We start from the raw sequence: 25,227 nt of genomic DNA, 5'->3' as shown, positions 1-25,227 counted from the left end.
GTGACCGTCACTGAACTGGTGTCGTACGAGGACGCCCTGGCCGCCTACGAGCCCGTGATGGGGCTCGAGGTCCATGTCGAACTCGGCACCAAGACCAAGATGTTCTGCGGGTGTTCCACCACCCTGGGCGCCGAGCCCAACGCGCAGACCTGCCCCACCTGCCTCGGCCTGCCCGGCTCGCTGCCGGTCGTCAACGCGACCGGCGTCGAGTCGGCCATCAAGATCGGTCTCGCGCTGAACTGCGAGATCGCCGAATGGTGCCGCTTCGCCCGGAAGAACTACTTCTATCCGGACATGCCGAAGAACTTCCAGACCTCGCAGTACGACGAGCCGATCGCCTTCAACGGCTATCTGGACGTCGAGGTCGACGGCGAGATCTTCCGCGTCGAGATCGAGCGCGCCCACATGGAGGAGGACACCGGCAAGTCCACCCATGTGGGCGGCGCGACCGGCCGCATCCACGGCGCCTCGCACTCCCTCCTGGACTACAACCGGGCAGGGATCCCGCTCATCGAGATCGTCACCAAGCCGATCGTCGGAGCCGGGGAGAAGGCCCCCGAGGTCGCCCGGGCGTACGTCGCCGAACTGCGCGAACTCATCAAGGCGCTGGGGGTCTCCGAGGCGCGCATGGAGATGGGCCAGATGCGGTGCGACGTGAACCTGTCGCTGCGGCCGCACGGCGCCGAGAAGTTCGGCACGCGCTCCGAGACGAAGAACGTCAACTCGCTGCGGTCCGTCGAGCGCGCCGCCCGCTTCGAGATCCAGCGCCACGCCGCGGTGCTGGGCGGCGGCGGGACGATCATCCAGGAGACCCGTCACTTCCACGAGGAGGACGGCTCCACGACGCCCGGCCGGGTCAAGGAAGAGGCCGAGGACTACCGGTACTTCCCCGAGCCGGACCTGGTGCCGGTCGCCCCCTCGCGCGAGTGGGTCGAAAAGCTGCGGGCCGACCTCCCCGAACTGCCGCGGGTGCGGCGCACCCGGCTGCGGGAGGAATGGGGCATCTCGCACCACGAGATGCAGTCCGTCCTCAACGCGGGCGCCATCGACCTCATCACCGCGACGATCGACGCGGGCGCGGACGCCGGTGCCGCGCGCAAGTGGTGGATGGGCGAGCTGGCCCGCCGCGCCAACGAGGAGGGCGTCGAGCCGGCCGCCCTCCCCATCACCCCGGCCCAGGTCGCCCGGGTCTGCGCCCTGGTCGACGAGGGCTCCCTCAACGACAAGCTGGCCCGCCAGACCATCGAGGGCGTGCTGGCGGGCGAGGGCTCCCCGGACGAGGTCGTGGCCGCCCGCGGCCTGAAGGTCGTCTCGGACGAGGGCGCGCTGGGCACGGCCGTGGACGAGGCGATCGCCGCGAACGCCGCCATCGCGGACAAGATCCGCGGCGGCAAGGTCGCGGCGGCCGGTGCGCTGGTCGGTGCCGTCATGAAGGCCACGCGTGGCCAGGCGGACGCGGCGCGGGTGCGCGAGCTGATCCTGGAGAAGCTGGGCGTAGAGGGCTGACGCTTTCCGCTGGATGCGGTGTCGGCGGCGGGGCGCGAGCTGTGCGCCCCGCCGCCGTCCCGTGTGCGGCCCCGCGCCGCGGGGCCCCGGCTTTCGGGGCGGCGGCGGGGCGGGGTGGGGCTACAGCAGCACCGGGGTCAGGTCCGGCTCCGGCATCGGGTCGTCGAAGGGGTACAGCGGCCGCACCACCCGGCGGTGGCCCAGCCGCAGCAGGTCCTGGTCCACCCCGCCCGGGGACAGGGCGAGCCGCCAGTCCGCCGCCATCTCGTACAGCTCCGGCTCCAGGTAGCCGATCTTCACCACGACCAGGTCGTACGTCCGCGGATCCAGCTCCCCGAAGTCGGCCGCCCGATGGAACGGCTTGCGGCGGCTGGTGAGGATCACGGTGACCCCGCCGCGCCGCACCGCCGCGAGGTCGCCGCCGACCTCGTCGCCGGGGCGGAGCGCGACCACCTCGCCGGTCAGTTCGTACGCGCCGCCGTGCGCCGTGGCACCGCTGATGTGTCCGCCGACCGAGAGCGAGACCGTCGCGCCCACCCCCGCGGCGAAGCACCGCGCGACCGCCGCCGGGTCGGTGATGCCGGAATGGAGGGCGGTGACGCGGCCGGAGGCGAGGTCGTCGTGGGCGAGCAACCGGCCGAGCAGATACGCGAGGTCGCCCGCGCCGCCCGCGGTCGGGTTGTCGCCGGAGTCGCTGATGAGGAAGGGGCGGTCGGGGGAGGCGAGGGCGTCGGCGATGCACGCGTCGGCGCTGCCGGTGGGGCCGACGAAGGTGAAGTCGCGGCGCACCTCCCAGTATTCGCGGGCCAGCGACCGCGCCTGGTCGACGACGAGTGCGGGGTCGTCACCGGTGACGACCACCGTGGCCCGGCAGCGCGGTTCGTCGGCCCAGGCGTAGCCGACCCAGATCGCCGCGTCCACGACCCCGTCCAGCGCCTCGACGGCGGCGAGCCGCCCGTAGAGCGACGCGGCGGGCTCCAGGCGGGTGCTGGTCTTCTCGCCGGGCAGCAGCACCGGGATCTGGACCCAGGCGATGTGGGGGCGGCCCTTGCCGGAGGTGAGGCGTTCGACGAGTTTGCGGGCGGCGCGTTCACGCGTTTCCCAGGCGTCCTCGTGCGGGGCGAGCCGGTGCGCGGTGAGCAGGTCGAGGCGGTCGGCGAAGCGGCGTGAGACGTTGCCGTGCAGATCCATGGCGGCGGAGATCAGCGCGTCGGGTCCGATGGCCTCCCGTACCGCGTCGGTGAGATCGCCCTCGGCGTCGTCCATGCCGACGACGCTCATCGCGCCGTGGATGTCGTACACCAGCCCGTCGAGGGGGCCGGCGGCCCGGATGCGGTCGGTGAGTTCGGCCTTGAGGCGGGCGTACGTCGCGGGCTCGATGGGCCCGCCGGGGAGCGAGACGGCGTGCACGAGGGGCACCCATTCGACGTGTTCGGAGAGGTCGCCGTCCGGACGGGTCCAGTCGTAGCGGTCCAGCAGGTCGTCGCCGCGGGTGACCCGGAAGTCGTCGTAGCCGGCGCGGTGGGGGCTGAAGGTGCTGGATTCGATGTGCATGCCGCCGATGCCGATCCGCAGGCGACGGCGCGGAGAGGGGGCACGGGAGGCGGAGGCTGCCATGGTGTCTCGCTTTCGGCGTTCGGATGGCGCCCACGGTATGCGCTCGGCCGGTTGAGCGCGCGGAGCGACGATCTCGCGTGGGAGCCCCGGCCGCTTCCCTCCCGCTCCCGGCCGCCGCTCCGTAACGCCGGGGACGTGCACCGGCCATCTGCTCTCATTAGTGCCGCGTCAGCCAAGGTTTGCCCGGTAGCGAGGCGTCCTGGTGCGGTCAGATGCAAGGCGCCGGATCGGCCTCGTAGTGGGCCTACTCGGTCGATTCGGCAACGCCGCAGATGGCCGTGCCAGGGCGGCGAGCGGGGTGAACCTTGGCTGACGCGGCACTAGCTTCCCGTGGGGACGCTCACGGACAGGGAGGCACAGGTGGCATCGGACATCGCACGCCGGAAGCTGGTCGCACTCGGTGCCGGCGCGACGGGGGCGGTCGCGGCGGGCTCGCTGCTGCCGCCGTCGCTCCAGGCCGCCCTCGCCGCGCAGCCCGCCCCGCCGCCCGGCGGCCTCGACGCCATCGAGCATGTGGTGCTGCTGATGCAGGAGAACCGTTCCTTCGATCACTACTTCGGCACGCTCCGGGGCGTCCGCGGCTACGCCGACCCCAACTCCGTCACCCTCCCCGGCGGACGAAACGTCTTCGAGCAGCCGAAGCCGGGCGGCGGCCACGTCCTGCCCTTCGGGGCGCGCGGGGCGGCCGAGGCGCAGCGCGAGGATCTGCGTTTCGTGGGCCAGCTCGACCACTCCTGGGACGGCGGCGCGAGGGCCTGGAACGGCGGCTGGATGGACAACTGGATCGCCGCCAAGTCCCCCGCCACCATGGTCCACTTCGACCGTGCGGACATCCCGTTCCACTACGAGCTGGCGGACACGTTCACCATCTGCGACGCCTACCACTCCGCCATCCACTCCTCCACCAGCCCCAACCGCAACTACTGGGTCAGCGGCACCACCGGCTACGAACCGGGCGGGCAGCGGGCGGTCGGCAACGACGCGTACGAGGAGGACAGCCACCCCGGCTACGACTGGACCACCACCCCCGAGGTGCTGGAGCGGGCCGGGGTGAGCTGGAAGGTCTACCAGGAGTGGGACAACTTCCAGGACAACAACATCGAGTTCTACCGGCCGTTCAAGGGCGTGGCCCGCAAGGCGCTGGCCGGGCTGGGCTTCACCAGCACGAACGCGTTCTACACCGCGGTGCGGGAAGCGTCCGGCGCCGGGCGGCGGCGGCTTCTCGACGGGCTGGAAGCGGGTCTGGCCAAGCTCGACGACGAGGAGCGGCGGCTGTTCGAACGGGGCTTGCGCCGGGCGCCGGAGGGCGGCTTCGAGGAGGCGTTCCGCGCCGACGTGGCGGCCGGGCGGCTTCCCGCGGTGTCGTACCTGGTGCCGTCCCCGCTGGACTCCGAGCACCCCGACGTCTCCACCCCCGCGCACAGCGCGACCGTCACGTACGCGGTCCTGGACGCGCTCGCCGCCCACCCCGAGGTGTGGCGGAAGACCGCGGTCTTCCTCACCTACGACGAGAACGACGGCTTCTTCGACCATGTGGTGCCGCCCAACCCGCCCGCCGACGTGGCCGAGGAGTGGTGGCAGGGCCGGCCGCTGGGCCTGGGGATGCGGGTGCCGATGCTGGTGATCTCGCCGTGGACGGTCGGCGGCTACGTCTGCTCCGAACTGTTCGACCGCACCTCCGCCACCCGCTTCCTGGAGAAGTGGCTGGGCATCGAGGTGCCGAACGTCTCCGCCTGGCGCCGTACCGTGTGCGGCGACCTGACCGGCGCCTTCGCCTTCGGCGGTGCCGCCGCCCCGCGGACGCCGCGCCACCCGGGGCCGCCCCCGCCGGAGCGTGCGCACTGGACGCCGCGGCCGCCCGCCGACCAGCGGATGCCACGGCAGGAGGAGGGTACGCGTCCGGCCCGCCCGCTGCCGTATCAGCCGGAGGTGTCCGGCGTCTTCGAACCGCGGGCGGGGGTCATGCGGCTGGCGCTGGCCAACGCCGGGGTGCGCAGCGCGCACATCATCCTCTTCCCGTACGCGGGCGAGTACGAGGAGCCCCAGCACCGCGACCTGGCCCCCGGAACCCTGTCCACCTGGGACGTGCCGGTGCGGGACGGTGCCTATGACGTCGTCGTCACCGGGCCGAACGGCTTCCGCCGCGAGTTCCGGGGCACGGCCGACGGCGCCGCCGCCGGGCTGCGGGTGCGCGGCGGCATCGACGCCCGCCGGCGGCAGCTCACGCTCACCATCACCAACAAGGGGGAGCGCACGATCGAGGTCACCGTGCGCCCGCGCGCCTATGTGGCCGACGCGGACGCGCGGCAGCGGGCGGTGAGCGTGCGCGCGGGCTCGACGCGGGCCGTGGAGTTCTCGGCGAAGGAGGGCCACGGCTGGTACGACCTGGTGCTGACGGCGGAGGGCGACTCCTCCTTCCATCGCCGCCTCACCGGGCACATCGAGAACGGGCGTCCCTCGGTCAGCGGTTGAGCCCATGGCTGCCGGAGGTGCTTGCTCCGGATGTGGCGAAGCCCACAAAGGGGACAAAGGATCTTTTCCGGCTGACACAGTGCTTTGGTCACAAGCACATCACGCCGCACTCGGCGCACGGACCGGAAAGCAGCCATGGCCGCACTCGCACGATGGTGTATCAGGCGCAGTGCCGTCGTGATCGTGCTCTGGCTGGGCCTCTTCGCGGGCGTCGCCGCCGCGGCGGCCGTGGCCGGGTCCGCGTACTCGAACGACTACGACATCCCGGGCACCGGCTCCTCCACGGCCTCGCGCCTGCTGGAACAGCGGTTCCCGGACCGGGCGGGGGACACCGACACCATCGTCTGGCACACCGCCGACCGCGCCGGAACCGTGCGCTCCGCGGACGTCGAGCGGCGGATGACGGCGGCGCTGCGGCGCGTCGCCGAGCTGCCCGGCGTCGTCTCCGTCACCGGCCCGTACGGCACCGACGACACCAGCCGCGTCAGCGCCGACCAGCACACCGCCTACGCCACCGTCGTCTTCCGCGAACCCGCCGCCGACCTGGGCAAGGACGAGGTGAACCGGGTCCTGGACACCGCGCGCTCGGCCGCCGCCCCGGGGCTGGAGATCGAGATGGGCGGCGTCGGCGCCGGACTCACCGAGACCGCCGGGCCCGCCCACCTCAGCGAGGCCATCGGCGTCGCCGTGGCCGCCGTCGTCCTCTTCCTCGCCTTCGGCTCGCTCGCGGCGACCCTGCTGCCGATCGCCACCGCGCTCATCGGCGTCGGCACCGCGTACGCGGCGATCGGGTTGCTCGGCCACGCCATGACCGTGGCCGACTTCGCGCCCATGCTCGGCATGCTGATCGGGCTCGGCGTCGGCATCGACTACGCCCTGTTCATCGTCACCCGGCACCGCCGGGGGCTGCGGCAGGGGCTGCCGGTCGCCGAGGCGGCACAGCGCGCGGTGACCACCTCGGGCCGCGCGGTGATCTTCGCGGGCGCGACCGTGTGCCTGGCCCTGCTCGGCATGCTGGTGCTGCGGCTGAGCTTCCTGAACGGTGTCGCGGTCGCCGCCGCGCTGACGGTCGCGCTCACCGTCGCCGCCTCCATCACCCTGCTGCCCGCGCTGCTCGGGCTGCTGGGAATGCGGGCCCTGAGCCGCCGCGAACGACGGCGGCTGGCCGAGCACGGGCCACGTCCCGCTACGGTGCCCGGTCTCGCCACCCGCTGGGCGTCCTTCGTGGAACGCTACCCCAAGGTGCTGGGCGCGGTCGCCGTCGCCGTCATGCTGACCCTCGCCCTGCCCACCCTCTCGCTCCGGCTCGGCACCTCCGACCAGGGCAACAACCCCGAGACCTCGACCACCCGGCAGGCGTACGACCTGCTCGCCGAGGGGTTCGGGCCCGGATTCAACGGACCGCTGACGCTCATCGGCAGCATCGGCGGCGCCGAGGACCGGATCGCCTTCACCCGGCTGACCACCACCCTGCGCACCACCGAGGGCGTCGCCTCGGTGAGCGCGGCGGACCTCGGCGGCGGAGGCGACACCGGGGTGATCACGGTCGTGCCCACCACCGCCCCGCAGTCACCGGACACCTCGCGGCTCGTCGAGCGGCTGCGCGCCGAGGTGCTGCCGAAGGCCGAGGAGGGCACCTCGCTGCGGGTGTACGTCGGCGGGCTGACCGCGGGGTACGACGACTTCGCGGCGGTGATCGTCTCCAAGTTGCCGTTGTTCGTGGGGGTGGTGGTGGCGCTCGGCTGTGTGCTGCTGCTGCTCGCGTTCCGCAGCATCGGCATCCCGGTCAAGGCGGCGGTCATGAACGTGGCCGCCGTCGCGTCGTCCTTCGGTGTCGTCGTCGCGGTCTTCCAGTGGGGCTGGGGGAGCGAACCGCTGGGGCTCGGCAGGGCGGGTCCGATCGAACCCTTCCTGCCGGTGATCATGGTGTCGGTGCTCTTCGGACTCTCCATGGACTATCAGGTGTTCCTGGTCAGCCGGATGTACGAGGAGTGGCAGCACACCCGCGACAACCGGCTCGCGGTCCGGGTGGGCCTCGCCGAGACCAGCCGGGTCATCAACTCCGCGGCCCTCATCATGATCGCCGTCTTCTCGGCGTTCGTGCTCAGCGGCGACCGGACCATCGCCATGTTCGGCATCGGGCTGGCGGCCGCCGTCGCCCTGGACGCCTTCGTCCTCCGCACCCTGCTGGTCCCCGCCCTGATGCATCTGCTCGGCGGCGCCAACTGGTGGCTGCCGGGCTGGCTGGAGCGGACCCTGCCGCGCATCAGCATCGAGGCACCGGACCCGGAGCGGAGCCCGCTGCCCGTGCCCGGACCGCGCGCGCCCGAGGCGGACACGGCCCGCACGCCCGTGCCGTAGGGCGCGCCCTACGGGGACGTCAGCCCTCGCGGGGGCGGATCACCACCTGGCCGGAGTCGAGGTCTATCGGACCCTTCCATGGGGGGTCGCCGTCGCCGACATCCTCCAGCGTGAACTCCAGCCGGTTGCGCTCCTCTTCGGTGTGTTTGCGACCGGGCGCGAACAGCTCCTCGATGAGGTTGAACATGGCGGCCCCCGTAGGTGTGGGAATACGGCCAGTGTAAGCAGACCGCCCGAAAAAGGGCCGGACCGCCCGCCGTCAGCTGATGTCCAGCCGCAGGATCCGGTCATCCTCCTTACCCGGCTTGCCCCGACCGTCCGTATTGCTCGTGACCAGCCACAGCCCGCCGTCGTCCGTGGCGACCACGCTGCGCAGCCGCCCGTACTTCCCGGTGAGGAACGCCTGCGGCGCGGCCACCGGCTTGGTCCCCCGCAGCGGGATCCGCCACAGCCGCTCACCGCGCAGCCCCGCCATCCAGAGGGAGCCCTTGGCGAACGCGATACCGCTCGGCGAGGCGTCCTTGGGCTTCCACTGCTCGACCGGATCGACGAACCCCTTCTTCCCGGCCTTGCCCTCCACCTCCGGCCAGCCGTAGTTCTTGCCCGGCCGGATCAGATTCAGCTCGTCCCAGGTGTGCTGGCCGAATTCGGATGCCCACAGCCGCTTCCGGGCGTCCCAGGCCAGCCCCTGCACATTGCGGTGGCCCAGGGAGTAGACGACGGAATCGGCCGACGGATTGCCGTGCGCCGGCTCGCCGTCCGGGGTCATCCGCAGGATCTTGCCGCCGAAGGAGTCCATGTCCTGGGCGAGCCCCCGCTCACCGCTCTCGCCCGTGCCCGCGTACAGCATCTTGTCCGGGCCGAAGGCGATCCGGCCGCCGTTGTGGATCGTGCCCTTGGGGATGCCTTTGAAGATCGTGTCCGGGGCGCCCAGCTGATCACCCGAGGGGCGCTTGTCGTCGTACACCATCCGGACGATCCGGTTGTCCGAGTCGGTGGTGAGATACGCGTACACCATGTGGTCCGCGCCGAAGTCGGAGGAGACCGCCAGCCCCAGCAGACCGCCCTCGCCCGCGGGGGAGACGCCGGGCACGGACCCCAGCTCGGTCTGCTTCCCGCTGTCCGCCGAGATCTTGAAGATCTTCCCGGTGTCCCGGGAGGACACCAGCAGATCCCCGCCCGGCAGCGGGGCCACCCCCCAGGGCGATCGCAGCTTGGTGGTGAGCATGCTCACCACCTTCGCCGAACCCTTCCTGGGCGCCGCCGACTCACTGGCCGAGGGCGCCGACGACGGGGAGCCGCCCTTGGAACCCTCCCTCCCGGGCGCGGACGAACCCGACCGCTCGAAGGGGGACTTCGCGTCACCGGTCGAGCAGCCGGTGATCAGCGACAGCGCGGCCGCGGCGGCGAGGGCGGGGGCGGCGAGGGCGGGGGTGATGCGAGGACGTCGCACGGTCGGGTTCCTCTCGGTGGGGCACGTGTGCCGCGGCACGGCACTGATTCTTATACACCGCAGCTCCGCGCCGGGTTCCCTTCCCCGAACCGGAGCCCACCCGCCCCAGCGGACACTCCTGGGGGGTGTCTTGTGGATCAGGCCGGGCTCCCGACGCCCGGCCTGACATCAGCCGCTGCCGCGGCGGGTGGCACCTCGCGGCCCCGCGCTCGTCGCACGCAGCGCCGCTGCGCTCTCCTCACGCGGGTTGCGATGCTCCCCCAGCTACCGCTGGGAGGTGCCCCCTGCACCAGACGCCGCTCGCTGATCCGGCCCGATCCACACGACACCCCCTAGTCCCACGACCCCCGGGCGGGCGGGAGCGTGGCGATCTCGGCGAGATCGCCGGCGGTCAGCATCACGTCCGCCGCCGCCGCGTTCTCCGCCGCCCAGCGCTCCCGCTTGGTCCCCGGCACCGGCACCACGTGCGGCCCCTGGGCCAGCAGCCACGCCAGCGCCACCTGAGCCGCCGTCACCGTCTCCCCGTGCCGCCGCGCGACCCGCCGCAGCCCGGCCACGATGGGCTGGTTCGCCGCCATCATCTCCGCCGTGAAGCGCGGGTGCCGGGCGCGCATGTCCTCCGGCTCGAAGCCCTGCCCCGGTGTGAGCGTCCCGCTCAGGAAGCCGTTGCCCAGCGGCATCGCCGCCAGGAAGCCCACCCCGCGCGAGGCGCACCACGGCACCAGCGCCTCCAGCGCCTCGGGCGACCACACCGACAGCTCGGCCTCCACGCAGCTCACCGGGAAGACCTGTTGCACCCGCTCCAGCTGCCGCACCGTCGCGTCGTGCATCCGCGCACCGGCCCGCCGCTGGGCCCGCGCCCCCACCGCGCACAGCCCCAGCGCCCGCACCTTGCCCGCGGCGACCAGCTCCGCCATCGCGCCCCAGGTCTCCTCTATCGGCACCTCGGGATCCGCCCGGTGCAGCTGGTAGAGATCGATCACATCGGTCTGCAGCCGCCGCAGGGAGGCGTCGCACGCCCGCTTCACGTAGCCGGGCCGCCCGTTGGCCACGATGTGCTGCTCGCCGACGAGCAGCCCGCACTTGGTGGACACGAAGGCGTCCGCGCGCCGCTCCTTGAGCGCCCGGCCCACCAGCAGTTCATTGGTGAAGGGGCCGTACATGTCGGCGGTGTCGAGCAGGCTCGCACCCGCGTCGAGCGCGGTGTGCACGGCGCGCAGCGAGCGCTCGCCGTTGCGCTGCGAAGCGGTGTACGCCCAGCTCATGGGCATACACCCAAGGCCGATGGCACCCACCTCGAGCGCCGCCGCTCCGATTGTCCTGCGCTCCACCTGGCCTGACCCCTCCCGTTTCTCGCACCAAACTAACCTCTGCGGAGAGCCTCACTTCGCATAGCCTCCTGGCATGAGTGCAGATCACAGCGATACGTTCCGGCACCACGATTCGTCTCATGCCGCGTCCGGCGGCTCGGCCCGCCCCCTCGTCTGGCTGCCCATCCCGCCCGAGGAGATCGAGGGCCTGCCCGAGAGCCTGGAGTACGCCCACTGGGACGGTGGCCCCGAGTACCCCACCGACCCCGCCCGCGTCGCCTTCTACTGCGCGCCGTACATGAAGCGTCCCGAGGTGCTGGCCCGGCCGCTGGAGGCCATGACCGGCCTGCGGGTGATCCAGACGCTCACCGCGGGCATAGACAGCCTGCTGCCCGCCATGTCACGCGTCGTCCCCGGCGTGCAGCTGTGCAACGCCCGGGGTCTGCACGACGCGAGCACCGCCGAGCTGGCCCTGACCCTGATCCTGGCGTCGCTGCGTGACATCCCCGGATTTGTCCGCGCCCAGGACGCCGGGGAATGGAACTCCGGCTTCCGTCCGGCGCTCGCCGACAAGTCCGTTCTGATCGTCGGATACGGTTCGATCGGCAGCGCGATCGAGGACCGGCTCGAACCCTTTGAGTGCGAGCGGGTGACGCGCGTCGCGCGCTCCCCGCGCACGACCGAGCGCGGTCCGGTGCACCCGATCGACGCCTTGCCTCAACTGCTTCCGGAGGCCGACGTCGTTGTCCTGGTGACTCCGCTGACCGAGCAGACCCGGGGCCTGGCCGGAGCGGACTTCCTGGCGAAGATGAAGGACGGAGCGCTGTTGGTGAATGTCGCACGGGGCGCGGTGGTGGACACCAAGGCGCTCCTCGCCGAGGTGGAGAGCGGCCGGCTGCGCGCCGCGCTGGATGTCACCGACCCCGAGCCCCTGCCCGCCGGGCATCCGCTGTGGCACGCTCCAGGAGTGCTCATCACCCCGCATGTGGGCGGCCCCTCGTCGGCCTTCCGGCCGCGCGCCAAGCGGCTGTTGCGCGCCCAGCTGCACCGGTTCGCCGCGGGCGAGCCGATGGAACATCTGATGATGACCACGGGGTAGACGAGGGGGGCAACATGCCCCTGGCAGCACATACAGACATCGATTGACTGCACTCCGTATACGCAACGCCGTAGTCGGTTACGGTGAGTAGATGGCCTATGTCCCTGAGTGACCAGTCTGGTGTATCGTCCCGAGCGGGGGCTGCGCCAATGACCTGACGGCGTCAGCGATGGACCGGAACTCGAGGGGGGCGACGGGCGATGTATGGCCAATGGACCAACGACCCGACGCAGCTCAGGCGTCGACCGCGACTATTCCGCGCAGCCGCGCGGCTCTCGATGACGAAGCTCATGGGGATACGGCTCGCGCGGCCGCGCCCCCTCGCACGACGGGTGGCAGCGCGGTGAGCGCCACCGGAGCGGTGCTCGCCCGGCCGTCGGTCTCCGGCGGCACCCGGCTGCTGCCCCAGGTCGTCCTCGTCCTGGTCTGCGCCGGGTACGCGGTGGGCGCGGTGCTCGGCTGGGGATCGGCCGAACTGGCCGTCTTCATGGGCGACTTCGGCCTGGCCGCGGCCGCGCTCACGGCCGCGGCCTCCTGCCTGTGGCACGGGCGCGGGAATTCGGGGCGGATGCGCCCTGCATGGCTGCTGTTCGCGGCCTCCTCCGCCATGGCCGCCCTGGGCAACGCCACTTGGGGGTGGTATGAGGTGGTGCTGGGCCGTTCCGTGCCCACCCCCTCGTTCGCCGATGTCTGCTTCCTGCTCTTCGCGCCGCCCGCGATCGTGGGCATGCTGGTGCTCGCCAAGCGCCCGCAGAACCGGGCCGGATGGATCTGCCTGGGCCTGGACGCCTGGCTGATCGCCGGATCGCTGATGACCCTGTCGTGGAGCCTCGCGCTCGCCCACACCGGGGAGTTCGGCGGGGACGCCGAGAGCGTGGCCCGCAGGGCCTTCTCGCTCGCCTATCCGCTGCTGGACATCGTGCTCGTCAGCATGGTGATCGTGCTGCACTTCCGGCGCTCGTCGTCGGCCAGCCGGTCTGCGGTCAACACCGCGATCGCCGCGTTCGCCCTGACGGTGCTGTGCGACGCGCTGTTCACCTCGCCGCTGCTCCACGAGCGCTACCACTCCGGCCAGATCCTGGACGCCGGGTGGTTCGCCGGTTCGCTGCTGCTCGCGTACGCGCCCTGGGTGGCCCGGCGGGAAGCCGCCGAGACCCCGCCGCCCGTGGCGCGCCGCTCCGACCGGCCGAGCCGCCCCACGGCGGGCGCGTTCGCCGCCCTGGCGCCGTATCTCGCCGCCGCCGTCTGCACGCTGGGGATCCTGTTCAACGTGATGGACGGCCGCCCGGTCGACGGAGGAGTGCTCTTCACCGCCTGCGCGGTCGTGCTCGCCCTGCTCGTCCGGCAGGCGATCATGCTCATGGACAACATCGCGCTCACCCAGGAGCTGGCGCACAAGGAGAACCACTTCCGGTCCCTGGTGCAGAGCTCCAGCGATGTGATCATGATCGCCGCGCCCACCGGCATCCTGCGGTACGTCAGCCCCGCCGCCTCCGGCGTCTACGGGCGGGACGCGGATGAGCTGATGGGCTCCGAACTGGCCTCGCTCATCCACCCCGAGGACCTGGGCCCGGTGGTCCACGAGGTCCGCCGCTTCCTGGCCGCCTCGCCGGGCGAGGAGCCCACCACCCGCATCGAGTGCCGTTTCCGCTCCGGCTCCGGCGACTGGCTCAACGTGGAGTCGACGATCAACCGCCACCACGGCGGCCTGATCTTCAACAGCCGCGATGTCACCGAGCGGGTCCGGCTCCAGGCCCAGCTCCAGCACAGCGCCGAGCACGACCCGCTGACCGACCTGCCCAACCGCGCCTTGTTCACCAAGCGGGTCCGGCACGCGGTCGGCGGCCGCCGCCGCACCGACGCGGGCACCGCCGTGCTCTTCATCGACCTCGACGGCTTCAAGGCCGTCAACGACACCGTCGGCCACCAGGCGGGCGACGAACTGCTGGTCCAGGCCGCCCGCCGGCTCCAGGAGTCCGTGCGCTCCGGCTCCGGCGACTGCGCCGCCCGGCTCGGGGGCGACGAGTTCGCCGCCCTCATCGTGGGCGACGGCGCCGGGGACACCAGCACCCGCGAATGCCACATCCTGGAGATCGCCGACCGGCTGCGGGCCCGGCTCTCCCAGCCCTACCGGGTCGAGGGCGGCACCGAGGTGCGGGTCGCCGCCAGCATCGGCGTCGCCTTCGCCGAGCCCGGCACCAGCCCCGGCGCCCTGATGCGCAACGCCGACCTGGCCATGTACCGGGCCAAGGCCGCCGGGAAGAACCGCGTCGAGCTGTACGCCCCGCAGATGCAGGCCGAGGTGGCGCGCCGCGCCGAGGTCGCCACGAGACTGCGCGCCGCCCTGCACGACGGTGAGTTCGTGCTGCTGCACCAGCCCGTCGTGGAGCTGGCGACCGGCCGGGTCACCGCCGTCGCGGCGCAGCCCCGCTGGCGCTCCGCCCAGGGCATCCTGTTCACCCCGGCCGAGTTCCTGAGGGTCGCCGACAACGGGCGCGGCGGCGACCACGGCCGCGCGGGCGAAGAAGGCGCCCGCACCGCCGAGCTGACCCGGTGGACGCTGGAGGCCGCCGTGGAACAGGCCGCCGAGCGCCGTCGCGACGGCCATATGGCCCCCGTCTGCGTGCGGCTGCCCGCGGGGCGTCTGGTCGACAAGTCGATGCCGCCCAAGGCCGTCGAGACCCTGCTCGCCCGGCACGGCCTGCCGTCCGGCGCGCTCATCCTGGAGCTGACCGACAGCGATCCCCGGGTGCCGCTGGACGAGCTGGAGCACCGCCTCGGCGCGCTGCGCCGCCTGGGGGTGCGGATCGCGCTCGACGGCTTCGGCAGCGGCTACGCCGCGATCAGGGCGCTACGCAGGCTCCCCATCGACGTGCTCAAGCTGGACCAGGGGCTGGTCGAGGGGGTGGTGGAGTCCTCCCGGCTGCACAAGATCACCTCAGGGCTGCTGCGGATCGGCGGCGACCTCGGGATGCAGTCCATCGCGGAGGGCGTGGACCTGCCCGAGCAGCTCGTGACTCTGCGCGGCATGGGGTGCACCCACGCCCAGGGCATGGTCTTCAGCGGGCCGCTGGACGAGCACCGGCTGCGCCGGGCGCTGATCCGCGGTGGCTATCCGGTGCCGCGCTCGGACGCCCCGCTGCTGGTCGGCGGCGGGCTGCCGGTGCGGCACGGCGCATACGGCGGGCACGGGCCCCGGCGCCCGGAGGCGCATCACACCCACCCACCGACCCGCTCAAATACTGAGACTCCTGTCCCACCCACTTGACACTTGATACGCGCGGGGGGGAGGGTCGGATCCATGCGCACCCGAATTCTCGTACTTGGACAGCGCGTCGGCTGAGCAGGGTCATGTTGAAGCCCTGCGGACCCTCACCGGCGCGCTCCCCTCGCTTGCCTCACGGCACGAGGGGTTTTTTGTTGCACTGACGCCTGTGCACCGCCTTCCTCCCGCATCACACCTCATTCGAGAAGAGAACGCAGATGACCGAGCAGGCCTCCGGGGCCCATCATCCCCAGCCGCGGGCCCGTAACGGCGGACCCCAGTCCGCGACCGTCGAGCACGTCACGGGTGCGCAGTCCCTCATCCGTTCGCTCGAGGAGGTGGGCGCCGACACCGTCTTCGGGATCCCCGGCGGCACGATCCTCCCCGCGTACGACCCGATGATGGACTCCGCGAAGGTCAGGCACGTACTCGTCCGCCACGAGCAGGGCGCGGGCCACGCCGCCACCGGTTACGCCCAGGCCACCGGCAAGGTCGGCGTCTGCATGGCGACCTCGGGCCCCGGCGCCACCAACCTGGTCACCCCGATCGCCGACGCCCACATGGACTCCGTCCCGATCGTCGCGATCACCGGTCAGGTCGTGTCCAAGGCGATCGGTACGGACGCCTTCCAGGAAGCCGACATCTGCGGCATCACCATGCCGATCACCAAGCACAGCTTCCTGGTCACCAAGGCGGAGGACATCCCCCAGGCGATCGCCCAGGCGTTCCACATCGCCTCCACCGGCCGCCCCGGCCCGGTGCTGGTCGACATCCCCAAGGACATCCTCCAGGCCAAGACCACGTTCTCCTGGCCACCGCAGACCGATTTGCCCGGCTACCGCCCGGTCACCAAGCCGCACGCCAAGCAGATCCGCGAGGCCGCCCGGCTGATCACCGAGGCCCAGCGCCCGGTGCTGTACGTGGGCGGCGGCGTCCTCAAGGCGCACGCCACCGCCGAGCTGCGGGTGCTGGCCGAGCTGACCGGGGCGCCGGTCACCACCACCCTGATGGGGCTCGGGGCCTTCCCCGACAGCCACCACCTCCACCTCGGCATGCCGGGCATGCACGGCACCGTCGCCGCCGTCACCGGCCTGCAGAAGGCGGACCTGATCGTGGCGCTCGGCGCGCGTTTCGACGACCGGGTCACCGGCAAGCTCGACTCGTTCGCCCCTCACGCCAAGATCGTGCACGCGGACATCGACCCGGCGGAGATCGGCAAGAACCGCATCGCCGACGTGCCGATCGTCGGCGACGCCCGCGAGGTCATCGCGGATCTGGTCGTCGCGGTCCAGGCCGAGCACGACGCGGGCCACACCGGCGACTACACCGGCTGGTGGGAGGACCTGAACCGGTGGCGCGAGACCTACCCGCTCGGCTATGACCTGCCCGAGGACGGCAGCCTGTCGCCGCAGCAGGTCATCCAGCGGATCGGCGAGCTGGCCCCGGAGGGCACCGTCTTCGCCGCGGGTGTCGGCCAGCACCAGATGTGGGCCGCCCACTTCATCCAGTACGACAAGCCCGCGACCTGGCTGAACTCGGGCGGCGCCGGGACCATGGGCTACGCCGTCCCGGCCGCCATGGGCGCCAAGGCCGGTGTGGAGGACCGTACGGTCTGGGCGATCGACGGCGACGGCTGCTTCCAGATGACCAACCAGGAGCTGGTCACCTGCGCGCTGAACAACATCCCGATCAAGGTCGCGATCATCAACAACGGCGCGCTGGGCATGGTCCGCCAGTGGCAGACCCTGTTCTACAACCAGCGCTACTCCAACACCGTGCTGCACTCCGGCCCCGGCGCTGACACCACTCAGCCCAGCGCGGGCACCAGGGTCCCGGACTTCGTGAAGCTCGCCGAGGCCATGGGCTGCGTCGGCATCCGCTGCGAGGACCCGGCCGACCTGGACGCCGTGATCGAGAAGGCCAACGCGATCAACGACCGGCCGGTGGTCGTGGACTTCATCGTCCACGAGGACGCCATGGTGTGGCCGATGGTCGCGGCCGGCACCTCCAACGACGAGATCCTGGCGGCGCGTGACACCCGTCCGGACTTCGGCGACAGCGAAGACGACTGAGGCCCCGGGACCGAGAGAAGAAGAAGAGAGACACACGCCATGTCCAAGCACACGCTCTCCGTCCTGGTGGAGAACACCCCCGGCATCCTCGCCCGGATCGCCGCCCTGTTCTCCCGCCGTGGCTTCAACATCGACTCGCTCGCCGTGGGCGTCACCGAGCACCCCGACATCTCCCGCATCACCATCGTGGTCAATGTCGAGGAGCTGCCGCTGGAGCAGGTCACCAAGCAGCTCAACAAGCTCGTCAACGTTCTGAAGATCGTCGAGCTGGAGGACGGCTCGGCCATCCAGCGGGAACTCGTTCTCGTGAAGGTCCGCGCCGACAACGAGACCCGCTCCCAGATCGTCGAGATCGTCCAGCTGTTCCGCGCCAAGACCGTGGACGTCTCCCCGGAGGCCGTGACCATCGAGGCCACCGGCAGCAGCGACAAGCTCGAGGCCATGCTCAAGATGCTGGAACCGTATGGCATCAAGGAGCTGGTGCAGTCCGGCACGATCGCCATAGGGCGCGGCGCCCGCTCCATCACCGACCGGAGCCTGCGCGCGCTCGACCGGTCCGCCTGACGAGACCCCCGAACCTTCACCCGCCCGCCCGTCATACGGTGGGACGCACAACCCACACGCTAGGAGAATCCCGAAGTGGCCGAGCTGTTCTACGACGACGACGCCGACCTGTCCATCATCCAGGGCCGCAAGGTCGCGATCCTTGGCTACGGCAGCCAGGGCCACGCCCACGCGCTGTCGCTGCGCGACTCGGGCGTCGACGTCCGCGTCGGCCTGCATGAGGGCTCCAAGTCCAAGGCCAAGGCCGAGGAGCAGGGCCTGCGCGTGGTGAGCCCCGCCGAGGCGGCCGCCGAGGCCGACGTCATCATGATCCTGGTCCCGGACCCGATCCAGGCCAAGGTCTACGAGGAGTCCGTGAAGGACAACCTGAAGGACGGCGACGCGCTGTTCTTCGGACACGGCCTCAACATCCGGTACGACTTCATCAAGCCGCCGGGCAACATCGACGTCTGCATGGTCGCCCCCAAGGGCCCGGGCCACCTGGTCCGCCGCCAGTACGAGGAGGGCCGCGGCGTGCCGTGCATCGCGGCCGTCGAGCAGGACGCCACGGGCAACGCCTTCCCGCTCGCCCTGTCGTACGCCAAGGGCATCGGCGGCACCCGGGCCGGTGTCATCAAGACCACCTTCACCGAGGAGACCGAGACCGACCTCTTCGGTGAGCAGGCGGTGCTGTGCGGTGGCACCGCCGCGCTGGTCAAGGCCGGGTTCGAGACCCTGACCGAGGCCGGCTACCAGCCGGAGATCGCGTACTTCGAGTGCCTCCACGAGCTGAAGCTGATCGTGGACCTCATGTACGAGGGCGGCCTGGAGAAGATGCGCTGGTCGATCTCCGAGACCGCCGAGTGGGGCGACTACGTCTCCGGTCCGCGGATCATCAACGACTCCACCAAGGCCGAGATGAAGAAGATCCTCGGCGAGATCCAGGACGGCACCTTCGCCAAGAACTGGATGGCGGAGTACAACGCCGGTCTGCCGAAGTACAACGAGCTGAAGAAGGCGGACGAGAACCACCTCCTGGAGACCACGGGCAAGGAGCTGCGCAAGCTCATGAGCTGGGTCGACGACGAGGCGTAAGCGCCCGGACGGCGCGGTGGGCCGTGCCCCGGATGTGGCGGGGGTTCCCTGGAACCTCCGCCACACCCGGTTCGCCGTTGTCCACCACGCACCACCACGTGCGGGTGATCCTGCCGCATAGGCGCATTACGCAGGCCCGATCGCTACTACACTTTCCTGCAACAAACGCGTCAGGCTCACAGCGTCGTGCGTCTTCCACGCGGCTGGAACCCTTCACCGCCTGCGGCCGTCGGGACGGCCGTCCGCTGAGGACTAGTGAGGACTGAAGACCACGTGAGCACTGCTTCCCCCGGTAAACCCGTCGTACTCATCGCCGAAGAGCTGTCGCCCGCCACGGTCGACGCCCTGGGCCCGGATTTCGAGATCCGGAGCTGCAACGGCGCGGACCGAGACGAACTGCTTCCCGCCCTTGCCGACGTGGACGCGATCCTCGTCCGCAGCGCGACCAAGGTCGACGCGGAAGCCATCGCCGCGGCGAAGAAGCTGAAGGTGGTCGCCCGGGCGGGCGTCGGCCTGGACAATGTGGACGTCTCGGCCGCCACCAAGGCGGGCGTCATGGTCGTCAACGCGCCGACGTCCAACATCGTCACCGCCGCCGAGCTGGCCTGCGGCCTGCTGGTCGCCACCGCCCGCAACATTCCGCAGGCGAACGCCGCGCTGAAGAACGGCGAGTGGAAGCGCAGCAAGTACACCGGTGTGGAGCTGAGCGAGAAGACCCTCGGCGTCGTCGGCCTCGGCCGCATCGGCGTCCTGGTGGCCCAGCGCATGTCCGCCTTCGGGATGAAGATCGTCGCGTACGACCCGTACGTGCAGCCCGCGCGTGCCGCGCAGATGGGCGTCAAGCTGCTCTCCCTCGACGAGCTGCTGGAGGTCTCGGACTTCATCACCGTCCACCTGCCCAAGACCCCCGAGACGGTCGGCCTGATCGGCGACGAGGCGCTGCGCAAGGTCAAGCCCGAGGTCCGCATCGTCAACGCCGCTCGTGGCGGGATCGTGGACGAGGCGGCGCTGGCCGCCGCCCTCAAGGAGGGCCGGGTCGCCGGAGCCGGTCTCGACGTGTTCTCCAAGGAGCCGTGCACCGACTCCCCGCTGTTCGAGTTCGACAACGTGGTCGCCACCCCGCACCTGGGCGCCTCCACCGGCGAGGCCCAGGAGAAGGCGGGCATCGCGGTCGCGCGCTCGGTGCGGCTGGCCCTCGCGGGCGAGCTGGTCCCCGACGCGGTGAACGTGCAGGGCGGCGTGATCGCCGAGGACGTACGCCCCGGGCTGCCGCTGGCCGAGAAGCTGGGCCGGATCTTCACCGCGCTCGCGGGCGAGGTCGCCGTCCGGCTCGATGTCGAGGTGTACGGCGAGATCACCCAGCACGACGTCAAGGTGCTGGAGCTGTCCGCGCTCAAGGGCGTCTTCGAGGACGTCGTCGACGAGACCGTGAGCTACGTGAACGCTCCGCTGTTCGCGCAGGAGCGCGGCGTCGAGGTGCGGCTGACCACCAGCTCGGAGTCCTCGGAGCACCGCAATGTGGTGATCGTGCGCGGCACCCTGGCCGACGGTACGGAGGTCTCGATCTCCGGCACGCTGGCCGGTCCGAAGCACCTGCAGAAGATCGTCGCGGTAGGGGAGTACGACGTCGACCTGGCGCTCGCCGACCACATGGCCTTCCTCCGCTACACCGACCGTCCCGGCGTCGTCGGCACGCTCGGCCGCATCCTGGGCGAGGCGGGCATCAACATCGCGGGCATGCAGGTCTCGCGTGCCGCCGTGGGCGGTGCCGCGCTGGTCGCGCTGACCGTGGACGACACGATTCCGCAGGGTGTGCTCACCGAGATCGCCGAGGAGATCGGCGCCACGTCGGCCCGTTCGGTCAACCTGGCCTGATCCGCCGCGCGGCACCCACGCGCCGTCAGGGCCCGGCCCCCGCTCCGAGCGGGGGCCGGGCCCTTTTGGTGTCCTGCCGCCGGACCTTTTTCATCACCTGTTGAATAAGGTGGCGCGGAGCGCTAGGCTCTCATTTATGTGGAGAAAAACTCTCCACATAGCTTGGTGTGCGCCCTTGGCAGGAGACCCGTCGTGTCCACTGATCCCGCCCGGCCCCGCATGCGCGCCGACGCGCGCCGCAACCGCGAGGAGATCCTGCGCGCCGCCCGGGAGGTCTTCGCCGACCAGGGGCCGGACGCCCCGCTCGACGAGATCGCCCGGCGCGCCGGGGTCGGCATCGCCACCCTCTACCGGCGGTTTCCCACCCGCCCCGACCTCCTCCGCGGCGTGGCCGCCGAGGTCTTCACCGCGGTGGACGCGGCCGCGCGGCGGGCCGCCGGCGCGGAGGGCGACCCGGCCGGCGCCCTGCGGCGCTTCATGCACGACGCCCTCGACCTCAAGATCGGGTCCGTGGTGCCGGCCCTGCTGGGCCACATCACCGCCGGCGAACTCTTCGGGCGGGAGCGTGGCGACGCCGCCGACCCCGTCGAGACCGTCGACCGCCTCCTCGCCCGCGCCCGCGCGGCCGGTGCGATCCGCCCCGATGTCGTCTTCGGCGACATCGTCCTGATGATCATCCGGCTCTCTCGGCCACTGCCCGGCGGCGGCCGCATCCCGGACGACGACGCCCTCGCCCACCGCCAGCTCGATCTGTACGTGGACGGGCTGCGCCCCAGCGGCTCCGCGCGGCCCGCCACGCCCCTCGGCGGCCCGGCGGTGGACGCCGCCGCCTTCACCCGCATCCGGGAGCGAGTGATCGACGACGCCCGTGCCGACGTCGACTGATCACCGCTCGCCGTCCGCACCGCACGACCAGAAAGGCACCCTCATGTCCGAGCCCTCAGCCATACCGCCCGAGGCCACACCGCCCGCTGCCGCATCGTCCGAGGCCAACCCTGGGCGCTGGCTCGCCCTGCTCTTCATCGGCCTCGCCCAGCTGATGATCGTTCTCGACATCACCATCGTGAACATCGCCCTGCCCTCCGCCCAGCGCGACCTGGGCATCTCCGCCGGTGACCGGCAGTGGGTCATCACCGCCTACACCCTGGCCTTCGGCAGTCTGCTGCTGTTCGGCGGCCGGATCGCCGACTACACCGGCCGCAAGCGGGCCTTCCTGATCGGTCTGATCGGCTTCGCCGGGGCCTCCGCGCTCGGCGGCGCCGCCCAGGGGCTCGGGACGCTGCTCGGGGCCCGGGCGCTGCAGGGCGCCTTCGCCGCGCTGCTCGCGCCCTCGGCGCTGTCGCTGCTGGCCGTGAACTTCACCGAGGCGCGCGAGCGCGCCAAGGCGTTCGGCATCTTCGGGGCGATCGCGGCGGGCGGCGGCGCGATCGGCCTGGTCGTCGGCGGGCTGCTGACCGAGTACCTGGACTGGCGCTGGTGCCTCTACGTCAACGTGCCGATCGCCGTCGTCGCGGCGTTCAGCTGGTCGGTCCTGCCCGCCGACCGGCCCGCCGGGGAGCGGGCGCGCTTCGACATCCCCGGGGTGCTGCTGGCCGTCGCCGGTCTGGTGTCACTGGTCTACGGATGCAGCGAGGCCGAGTCCGAGGGCTGGGACTCCCGGCTGGTGACCGGGCTGCTCGTCCTGGGCGTGGTGCTGCTCACCGCCTTCGTCCTGGTGGAGCGACGCGCCGCCCGGCCGCTGCTGCCGATCCGGGTGGTCGCGGACCGTACCCGGGGCAGCGCCTATCTGGCGGTCGGCCTGTCGGTGGTCGGCATGTTCGCGATGTTCCTCTTCCTCACCTACTACATGCAGATCGTCAAGGGGTACTCGGCGCTGGTCACCGGCGTGGCCTTCCTGCCGATGACCGCGGCCGTGCTGGCCGCGGCGGGCGGTGTCGCCGCCCGCCTCATCCCCAGGGTGCCGCCCCGGGCGCTGGTCGTGCCGGGTCTGCTGTGCGCGGCCACCGGGGTGGCGCTGCTGGTCCCGCTGGAGACGGGAAGCTCGTACGCGGCGGGCGTGCTGCCCTCCGAACTCCTCGTCGGCTTCGGCATGGGCCTGGTGATGGCCCCCTCGATGAACTACGCGACCCACGGCGTGCGGCCGCAGGACGCGGGCATCGCCTCCGCCACGGTGAACACGGCCCAGCAGATCGGTGGTTCGATCGGCACGGCGATGCTCAACACGATCGCCACCAGCGCGACCGCCGACTACCTGCGCGACCACGCCCGCCGCATGACACCGGCCACCGCCAAGGACGGACTGGTCGAGGGCTTCTCCCACGCGTTCGTCTGGTCGTCGGTGATCCTCACGGCGGCAGCGGTGGTGGTGGGTGTCCTGATGAACACCCCCCGCCCTGAGCGCGACAAAGCCGCCCACGGCGCCGCGCCGGCCCCCGTACACCTGGCCTGAGCCGGTCGTCAACGCCGGGGTAGCCCATCACTCGTGTGAGGGGTGGCCCCGGCGTTCCCGCCCGCTAGGCTGGGCGGCGCGGCAAGAATCTCGTCCATGGGAGTAACCATGACTGCTGAACCTCTTCCGGCCTGGGCGTTTCCGCCCTCGGGCGGCTTCACCGCAGATGACCTTGACCGCATGCCGGATCTCCCGCCGCACACTGAGCTGATCGACGGGAGCCTCGTTTTCGTGAGTCCGCAGAGGCATTTTCATTCGCTGGCCATGTACTTGCTGGAGACCGGCCTCCGGGCCTCGGTGCCGGAGTCGCTGCGGGTGTGCCGCGAGATGACCATCACCATCAACAAGGGCAACCGTCCCGAGCCCGATATCTCAATCCTGCGTGCGGAGGCCGTCTCCGACGAAGCGGATGAGACGGGCTACGACGCCGCGGATGCCGTGCTCGCGGTGGAGGTGGTGTCGCCGGAGTCGGAAGGCCGCGACCGTGAGCGCAAGCCCCAGCTGTACGCCAAGGCGGGAATCCCGCACTTCTGGCGGATCGAGAAGGGCGAAGGGCGTCGTCCGGTGGTCTACGTCTACGAGCTGGACCCTGCGACCGGCGCTTACGTCCCCACCGGCATTCACCATGACCGGCTGAAGCTCACCGTCCCCTTCGACATCGACATCGACCTCACCGAGATCGACCGATTGTGAGGGTCGGCCCCGACTCGCGCAGCACCGTCCGTATCACCGCCCCCGCCGAGCGCTGTGGGCGGTAGCGGTAGACGTCGGCCGGGGTCCAGCCGGTGTCCGTCGTGAAGGTGCGCAGTGCCCACTCAGGCGGCTCGGTGCCCGAGGAGTCGGCCTCCGCTCGGGCCCGGGCGGCCTCGGCCTCGAACTTCGCTCGGGCGATCCGGTTCACGTCGACGCGGCGGCCGTTGTACGTGGCGCCGGTGGCCGAGAACTGGTTGCCGTGGAAGGTGGCCACCGTGATGTCGGGGGAGGCGCCCGGGCCCGTGTGGGTGAAGACGTCGTACTCGGAGACGATCTTCGATTCGAGCCCGGCGCCCAGGAAATAGGAGCTACCGCCCAGTGCCTGACCGCGCATCGGGTAATCGGGGGCGTCGGTGGAGCCGCGGAAGTAGTTGTTGTACGTGTGCACCTGGCCGAACCGGACGCGGGGGCTGCGCTGCGCGGTGTCGGAGAACAGGTTGTGGTGAAAGGTGATCCGCAGATGGCCGCGGTCGCGGTCGCCCTTGCCGTCGCCGGAGCCGATCAGCAGGGTCTTCTCGTGGTCGCTGAAGCGGCTGGAGGAGACGGTCACGAAGTCCGTGCCGTCCTCCATGTCCAGCAGCCCGTCGTGGTGTTCGACGCGCTTGCCGTGGAAGCCGACGGCCGCCCGGCTGGTGGGGTAGCGGCCGTCGGAGAAGGCGCAGTGGTCGATCCAGATGTTGCGGCCGGTGACGATGGACAGCGAGTCGAAGCGCGCGTTCCACGCGCCGCTCGCGCCGTCGCCCGGGTCCCAGCTGGGGAAGTGGTCGGCGGGAGCCTCGAAGCGGAGGTTGCGGATGACGATGTTCCGGCCGGTGTTGACGGTCAGATAGACGCCGAGCAGGGCCGCGTCCCGGCCGGTGCCCAGGATCGTGGTGTTGCTGGGCACGGTGAGCTGGATCTGCTGCTTCTGGGCGTTCGAGCCGGTGACGCGGAGCGTGCGCATCCGCTTGCACCACGCGTAGCGGTCGTCGCTCCACGCCGTACCGTCGGGCCCGAAGCAGTCCATGTAGCGCCGCAGGTCCCAGCCGGGGGCGTAGTCCTGGGCGCCCAGGAGGCGGCCGTCGTCGGCCTCGTTGCCGTCCAGGTGGCCGCGCACGCGGATGACCTTGGGGGCCGTCGGATCGCCGTGGCCCGCGAGGGCGTCCCGCAGCTCGGCGCGGGTGCGGACCACATGGACGCTGTCGGGCGCGGCGCCCGCCCCTCCGGTGGTGCCGGGGCCCGCCGTGGCCCAGCCGGTGGGCCGGGCCGATGGCGCGGATGGCGCCGCGGAGGGTGCCGCGGCGGCCCCGCCCGGTGCGGCCAGTACGGCGCACAGGAGCGCGGCCGCCGCGGCGTACGCGGATCGGCGCAACACGCC

The 25,227-nt window shown here is 71.5% G+C and carries 17 protein-coding genes; 12 read left to right on the top strand and 5 right to left on the bottom strand.

The window, feature by feature from the left end:
* A complete protein-coding gene (gene gatB, locus ASC60_RS05555) occupies positions 1 to 1,506 on the top strand; it encodes an Asp-tRNA(Asn)/Glu-tRNA(Gln) amidotransferase subunit GatB (protein WP_055547411.1) in 1,506 nt (501 codons plus the stop codon).
* Between the two features lie 120 nt (positions 1,507 to 1,626).
* On the opposite strand, the gene ASC60_RS05550 is transcribed toward gatB, so the two are convergent.
* Entirely contained in the window at positions 1,627 to 3,123 is a 1,497-nt protein-coding gene (locus ASC60_RS05550; RefSeq protein ID WP_055547409.1) for a M81 family metallopeptidase, read from the bottom strand.
* A 360-nt stretch (positions 3,124 to 3,483) separates the two neighbouring features.
* Between ASC60_RS05550 and ASC60_RS05545 the strand changes: the two genes are divergently transcribed.
* On the top strand, positions 3,484 to 5,595 hold the full coding sequence (locus tag ASC60_RS05545) for a phosphocholine-specific phospholipase C (protein ID WP_055547408.1): 2,112 nt from the start codon (positions 3,484 to 3,486) through the stop codon (positions 5,593 to 5,595).
* Between the two features lie 135 nt (positions 5,596 to 5,730).
* A complete protein-coding gene (locus ASC60_RS05540) occupies positions 5,731 to 7,956 on the top strand; it encodes an MMPL family transporter (protein WP_055547407.1) in 2,226 nt (741 codons plus the stop codon).
* Between the two features lie 19 nt (positions 7,957 to 7,975).
* Here the strand turns inward: ASC60_RS05540 and ASC60_RS42045 are convergent, their stop codons facing one another.
* From ASC60_RS42045 to ASC60_RS05530, 3 genes are all read right to left on the bottom strand, one after another.
* Positions 7,976 to 8,143, bottom strand: coding sequence for a DUF6191 domain-containing protein (locus tag ASC60_RS42045; protein WP_199830878.1), 168 nt, complete (start codon positions 8,141 to 8,143; stop codon positions 7,976 to 7,978).
* Positions 8,144 to 8,215: 72 nt separating this feature from the next.
* Entirely contained in the window at positions 8,216 to 9,409 is a 1,194-nt protein-coding gene (locus ASC60_RS05535) for a sorbosone dehydrogenase family protein (RefSeq protein WP_055547406.1), read from the bottom strand.
* Positions 9,410 to 9,741: 332 nt separating this feature from the next.
* Positions 9,742 to 10,740 carry an aldo/keto reductase gene (locus ASC60_RS05530; RefSeq protein WP_055547403.1) on the bottom strand — a complete coding sequence of 333 codons (999 nt, stop codon included), beginning with the start codon at positions 10,738 to 10,740 and terminating at the stop codon, positions 9,742 to 9,744.
* A 73-nt stretch (positions 10,741 to 10,813) separates the two neighbouring features.
* Here ASC60_RS05530 and ASC60_RS05525 point away from each other — a divergent pair, with 73 nt between their 5' ends.
* From ASC60_RS05525 to ASC60_RS05485, 9 genes are all read left to right on the top strand, one after another.
* Positions 10,814 to 11,818 (top strand): 2-hydroxyacid dehydrogenase, encoded by a 1,005-nt coding sequence (locus ASC60_RS05525; RefSeq protein ID WP_055547400.1) that lies wholly within the window; start codon positions 10,814 to 10,816, stop codon positions 11,816 to 11,818.
* Between the two features lie 343 nt (positions 11,819 to 12,161).
* The gene (locus ASC60_RS05520) at positions 12,162 to 15,086 is read left to right on the top strand and encodes a bifunctional diguanylate cyclase/phosphodiesterase (protein WP_055547398.1); all 2,925 of its coding nucleotides are present in this window, start codon (positions 12,162 to 12,164) and stop codon (positions 15,084 to 15,086) included.
* A 215-nt stretch (positions 15,087 to 15,301) separates the two neighbouring features.
* Positions 15,302 to 17,155, top strand: a complete 1,854-nt coding sequence (locus ASC60_RS05515; RefSeq protein ID WP_055547396.1) for an acetolactate synthase large subunit — start codon at positions 15,302 to 15,304, stop codon at positions 17,153 to 17,155.
* A 39-nt stretch (positions 17,156 to 17,194) separates the two neighbouring features.
* On the top strand, positions 17,195 to 17,719 hold the full coding sequence (gene ilvN / locus ASC60_RS05510) for an acetolactate synthase small subunit (protein ID WP_044569623.1): 525 nt from the start codon (positions 17,195 to 17,197) through the stop codon (positions 17,717 to 17,719).
* A 75-nt stretch (positions 17,720 to 17,794) separates the two neighbouring features.
* On the top strand, positions 17,795 to 18,793 hold the full coding sequence (gene ilvC, locus ASC60_RS05505; protein ID WP_055547394.1) for a ketol-acid reductoisomerase: 999 nt from the start codon (positions 17,795 to 17,797) through the stop codon (positions 18,791 to 18,793).
* A gap of 273 nt (positions 18,794 to 19,066) precedes the next feature.
* Entirely contained in the window at positions 19,067 to 20,668 is a 1,602-nt protein-coding gene (gene serA / locus ASC60_RS05500) for a phosphoglycerate dehydrogenase (protein ID WP_055547392.1), read from the top strand.
* Positions 20,669 to 20,860: 192 nt separating this feature from the next.
* On the top strand, positions 20,861 to 21,553 hold the full coding sequence (locus ASC60_RS05495) for a TetR/AcrR family transcriptional regulator (RefSeq protein WP_234356807.1): 693 nt from the start codon (positions 20,861 to 20,863) through the stop codon (positions 21,551 to 21,553).
* Between the two features lie 43 nt (positions 21,554 to 21,596).
* A complete protein-coding gene (locus ASC60_RS05490) occupies positions 21,597 to 23,117 on the top strand; it encodes an MFS transporter (protein ID WP_055547387.1) in 1,521 nt (506 codons plus the stop codon).
* A gap of 108 nt (positions 23,118 to 23,225) precedes the next feature.
* Positions 23,226 to 23,810, top strand: a complete 585-nt coding sequence (locus tag ASC60_RS05485; protein WP_055547385.1) for a Uma2 family endonuclease — start codon at positions 23,226 to 23,228, stop codon at positions 23,808 to 23,810.
* Here ASC60_RS05485 and ASC60_RS05480 read toward each other — a convergent pair.
* Positions 23,788 to 25,224, bottom strand: coding sequence for a polysaccharide lyase family 1 protein (locus tag ASC60_RS05480; protein WP_107096998.1), 1,437 nt, complete (start codon positions 25,222 to 25,224; stop codon positions 23,788 to 23,790). The genes ASC60_RS05485 and ASC60_RS05480 overlap by 23 nt on opposite strands.
* Between the last annotated feature and the right edge of the window lie 3 nt (positions 25,225 to 25,227).

Source organism: Streptomyces sp. NBRC 110028 (assembly GCF_001417735.1).
Lineage (GTDB): Bacteria > Actinomycetota > Actinomycetes > Streptomycetales > Streptomycetaceae > Streptomyces.
This window is presented reverse-complemented; position numbering and strand designations above follow the sequence as displayed.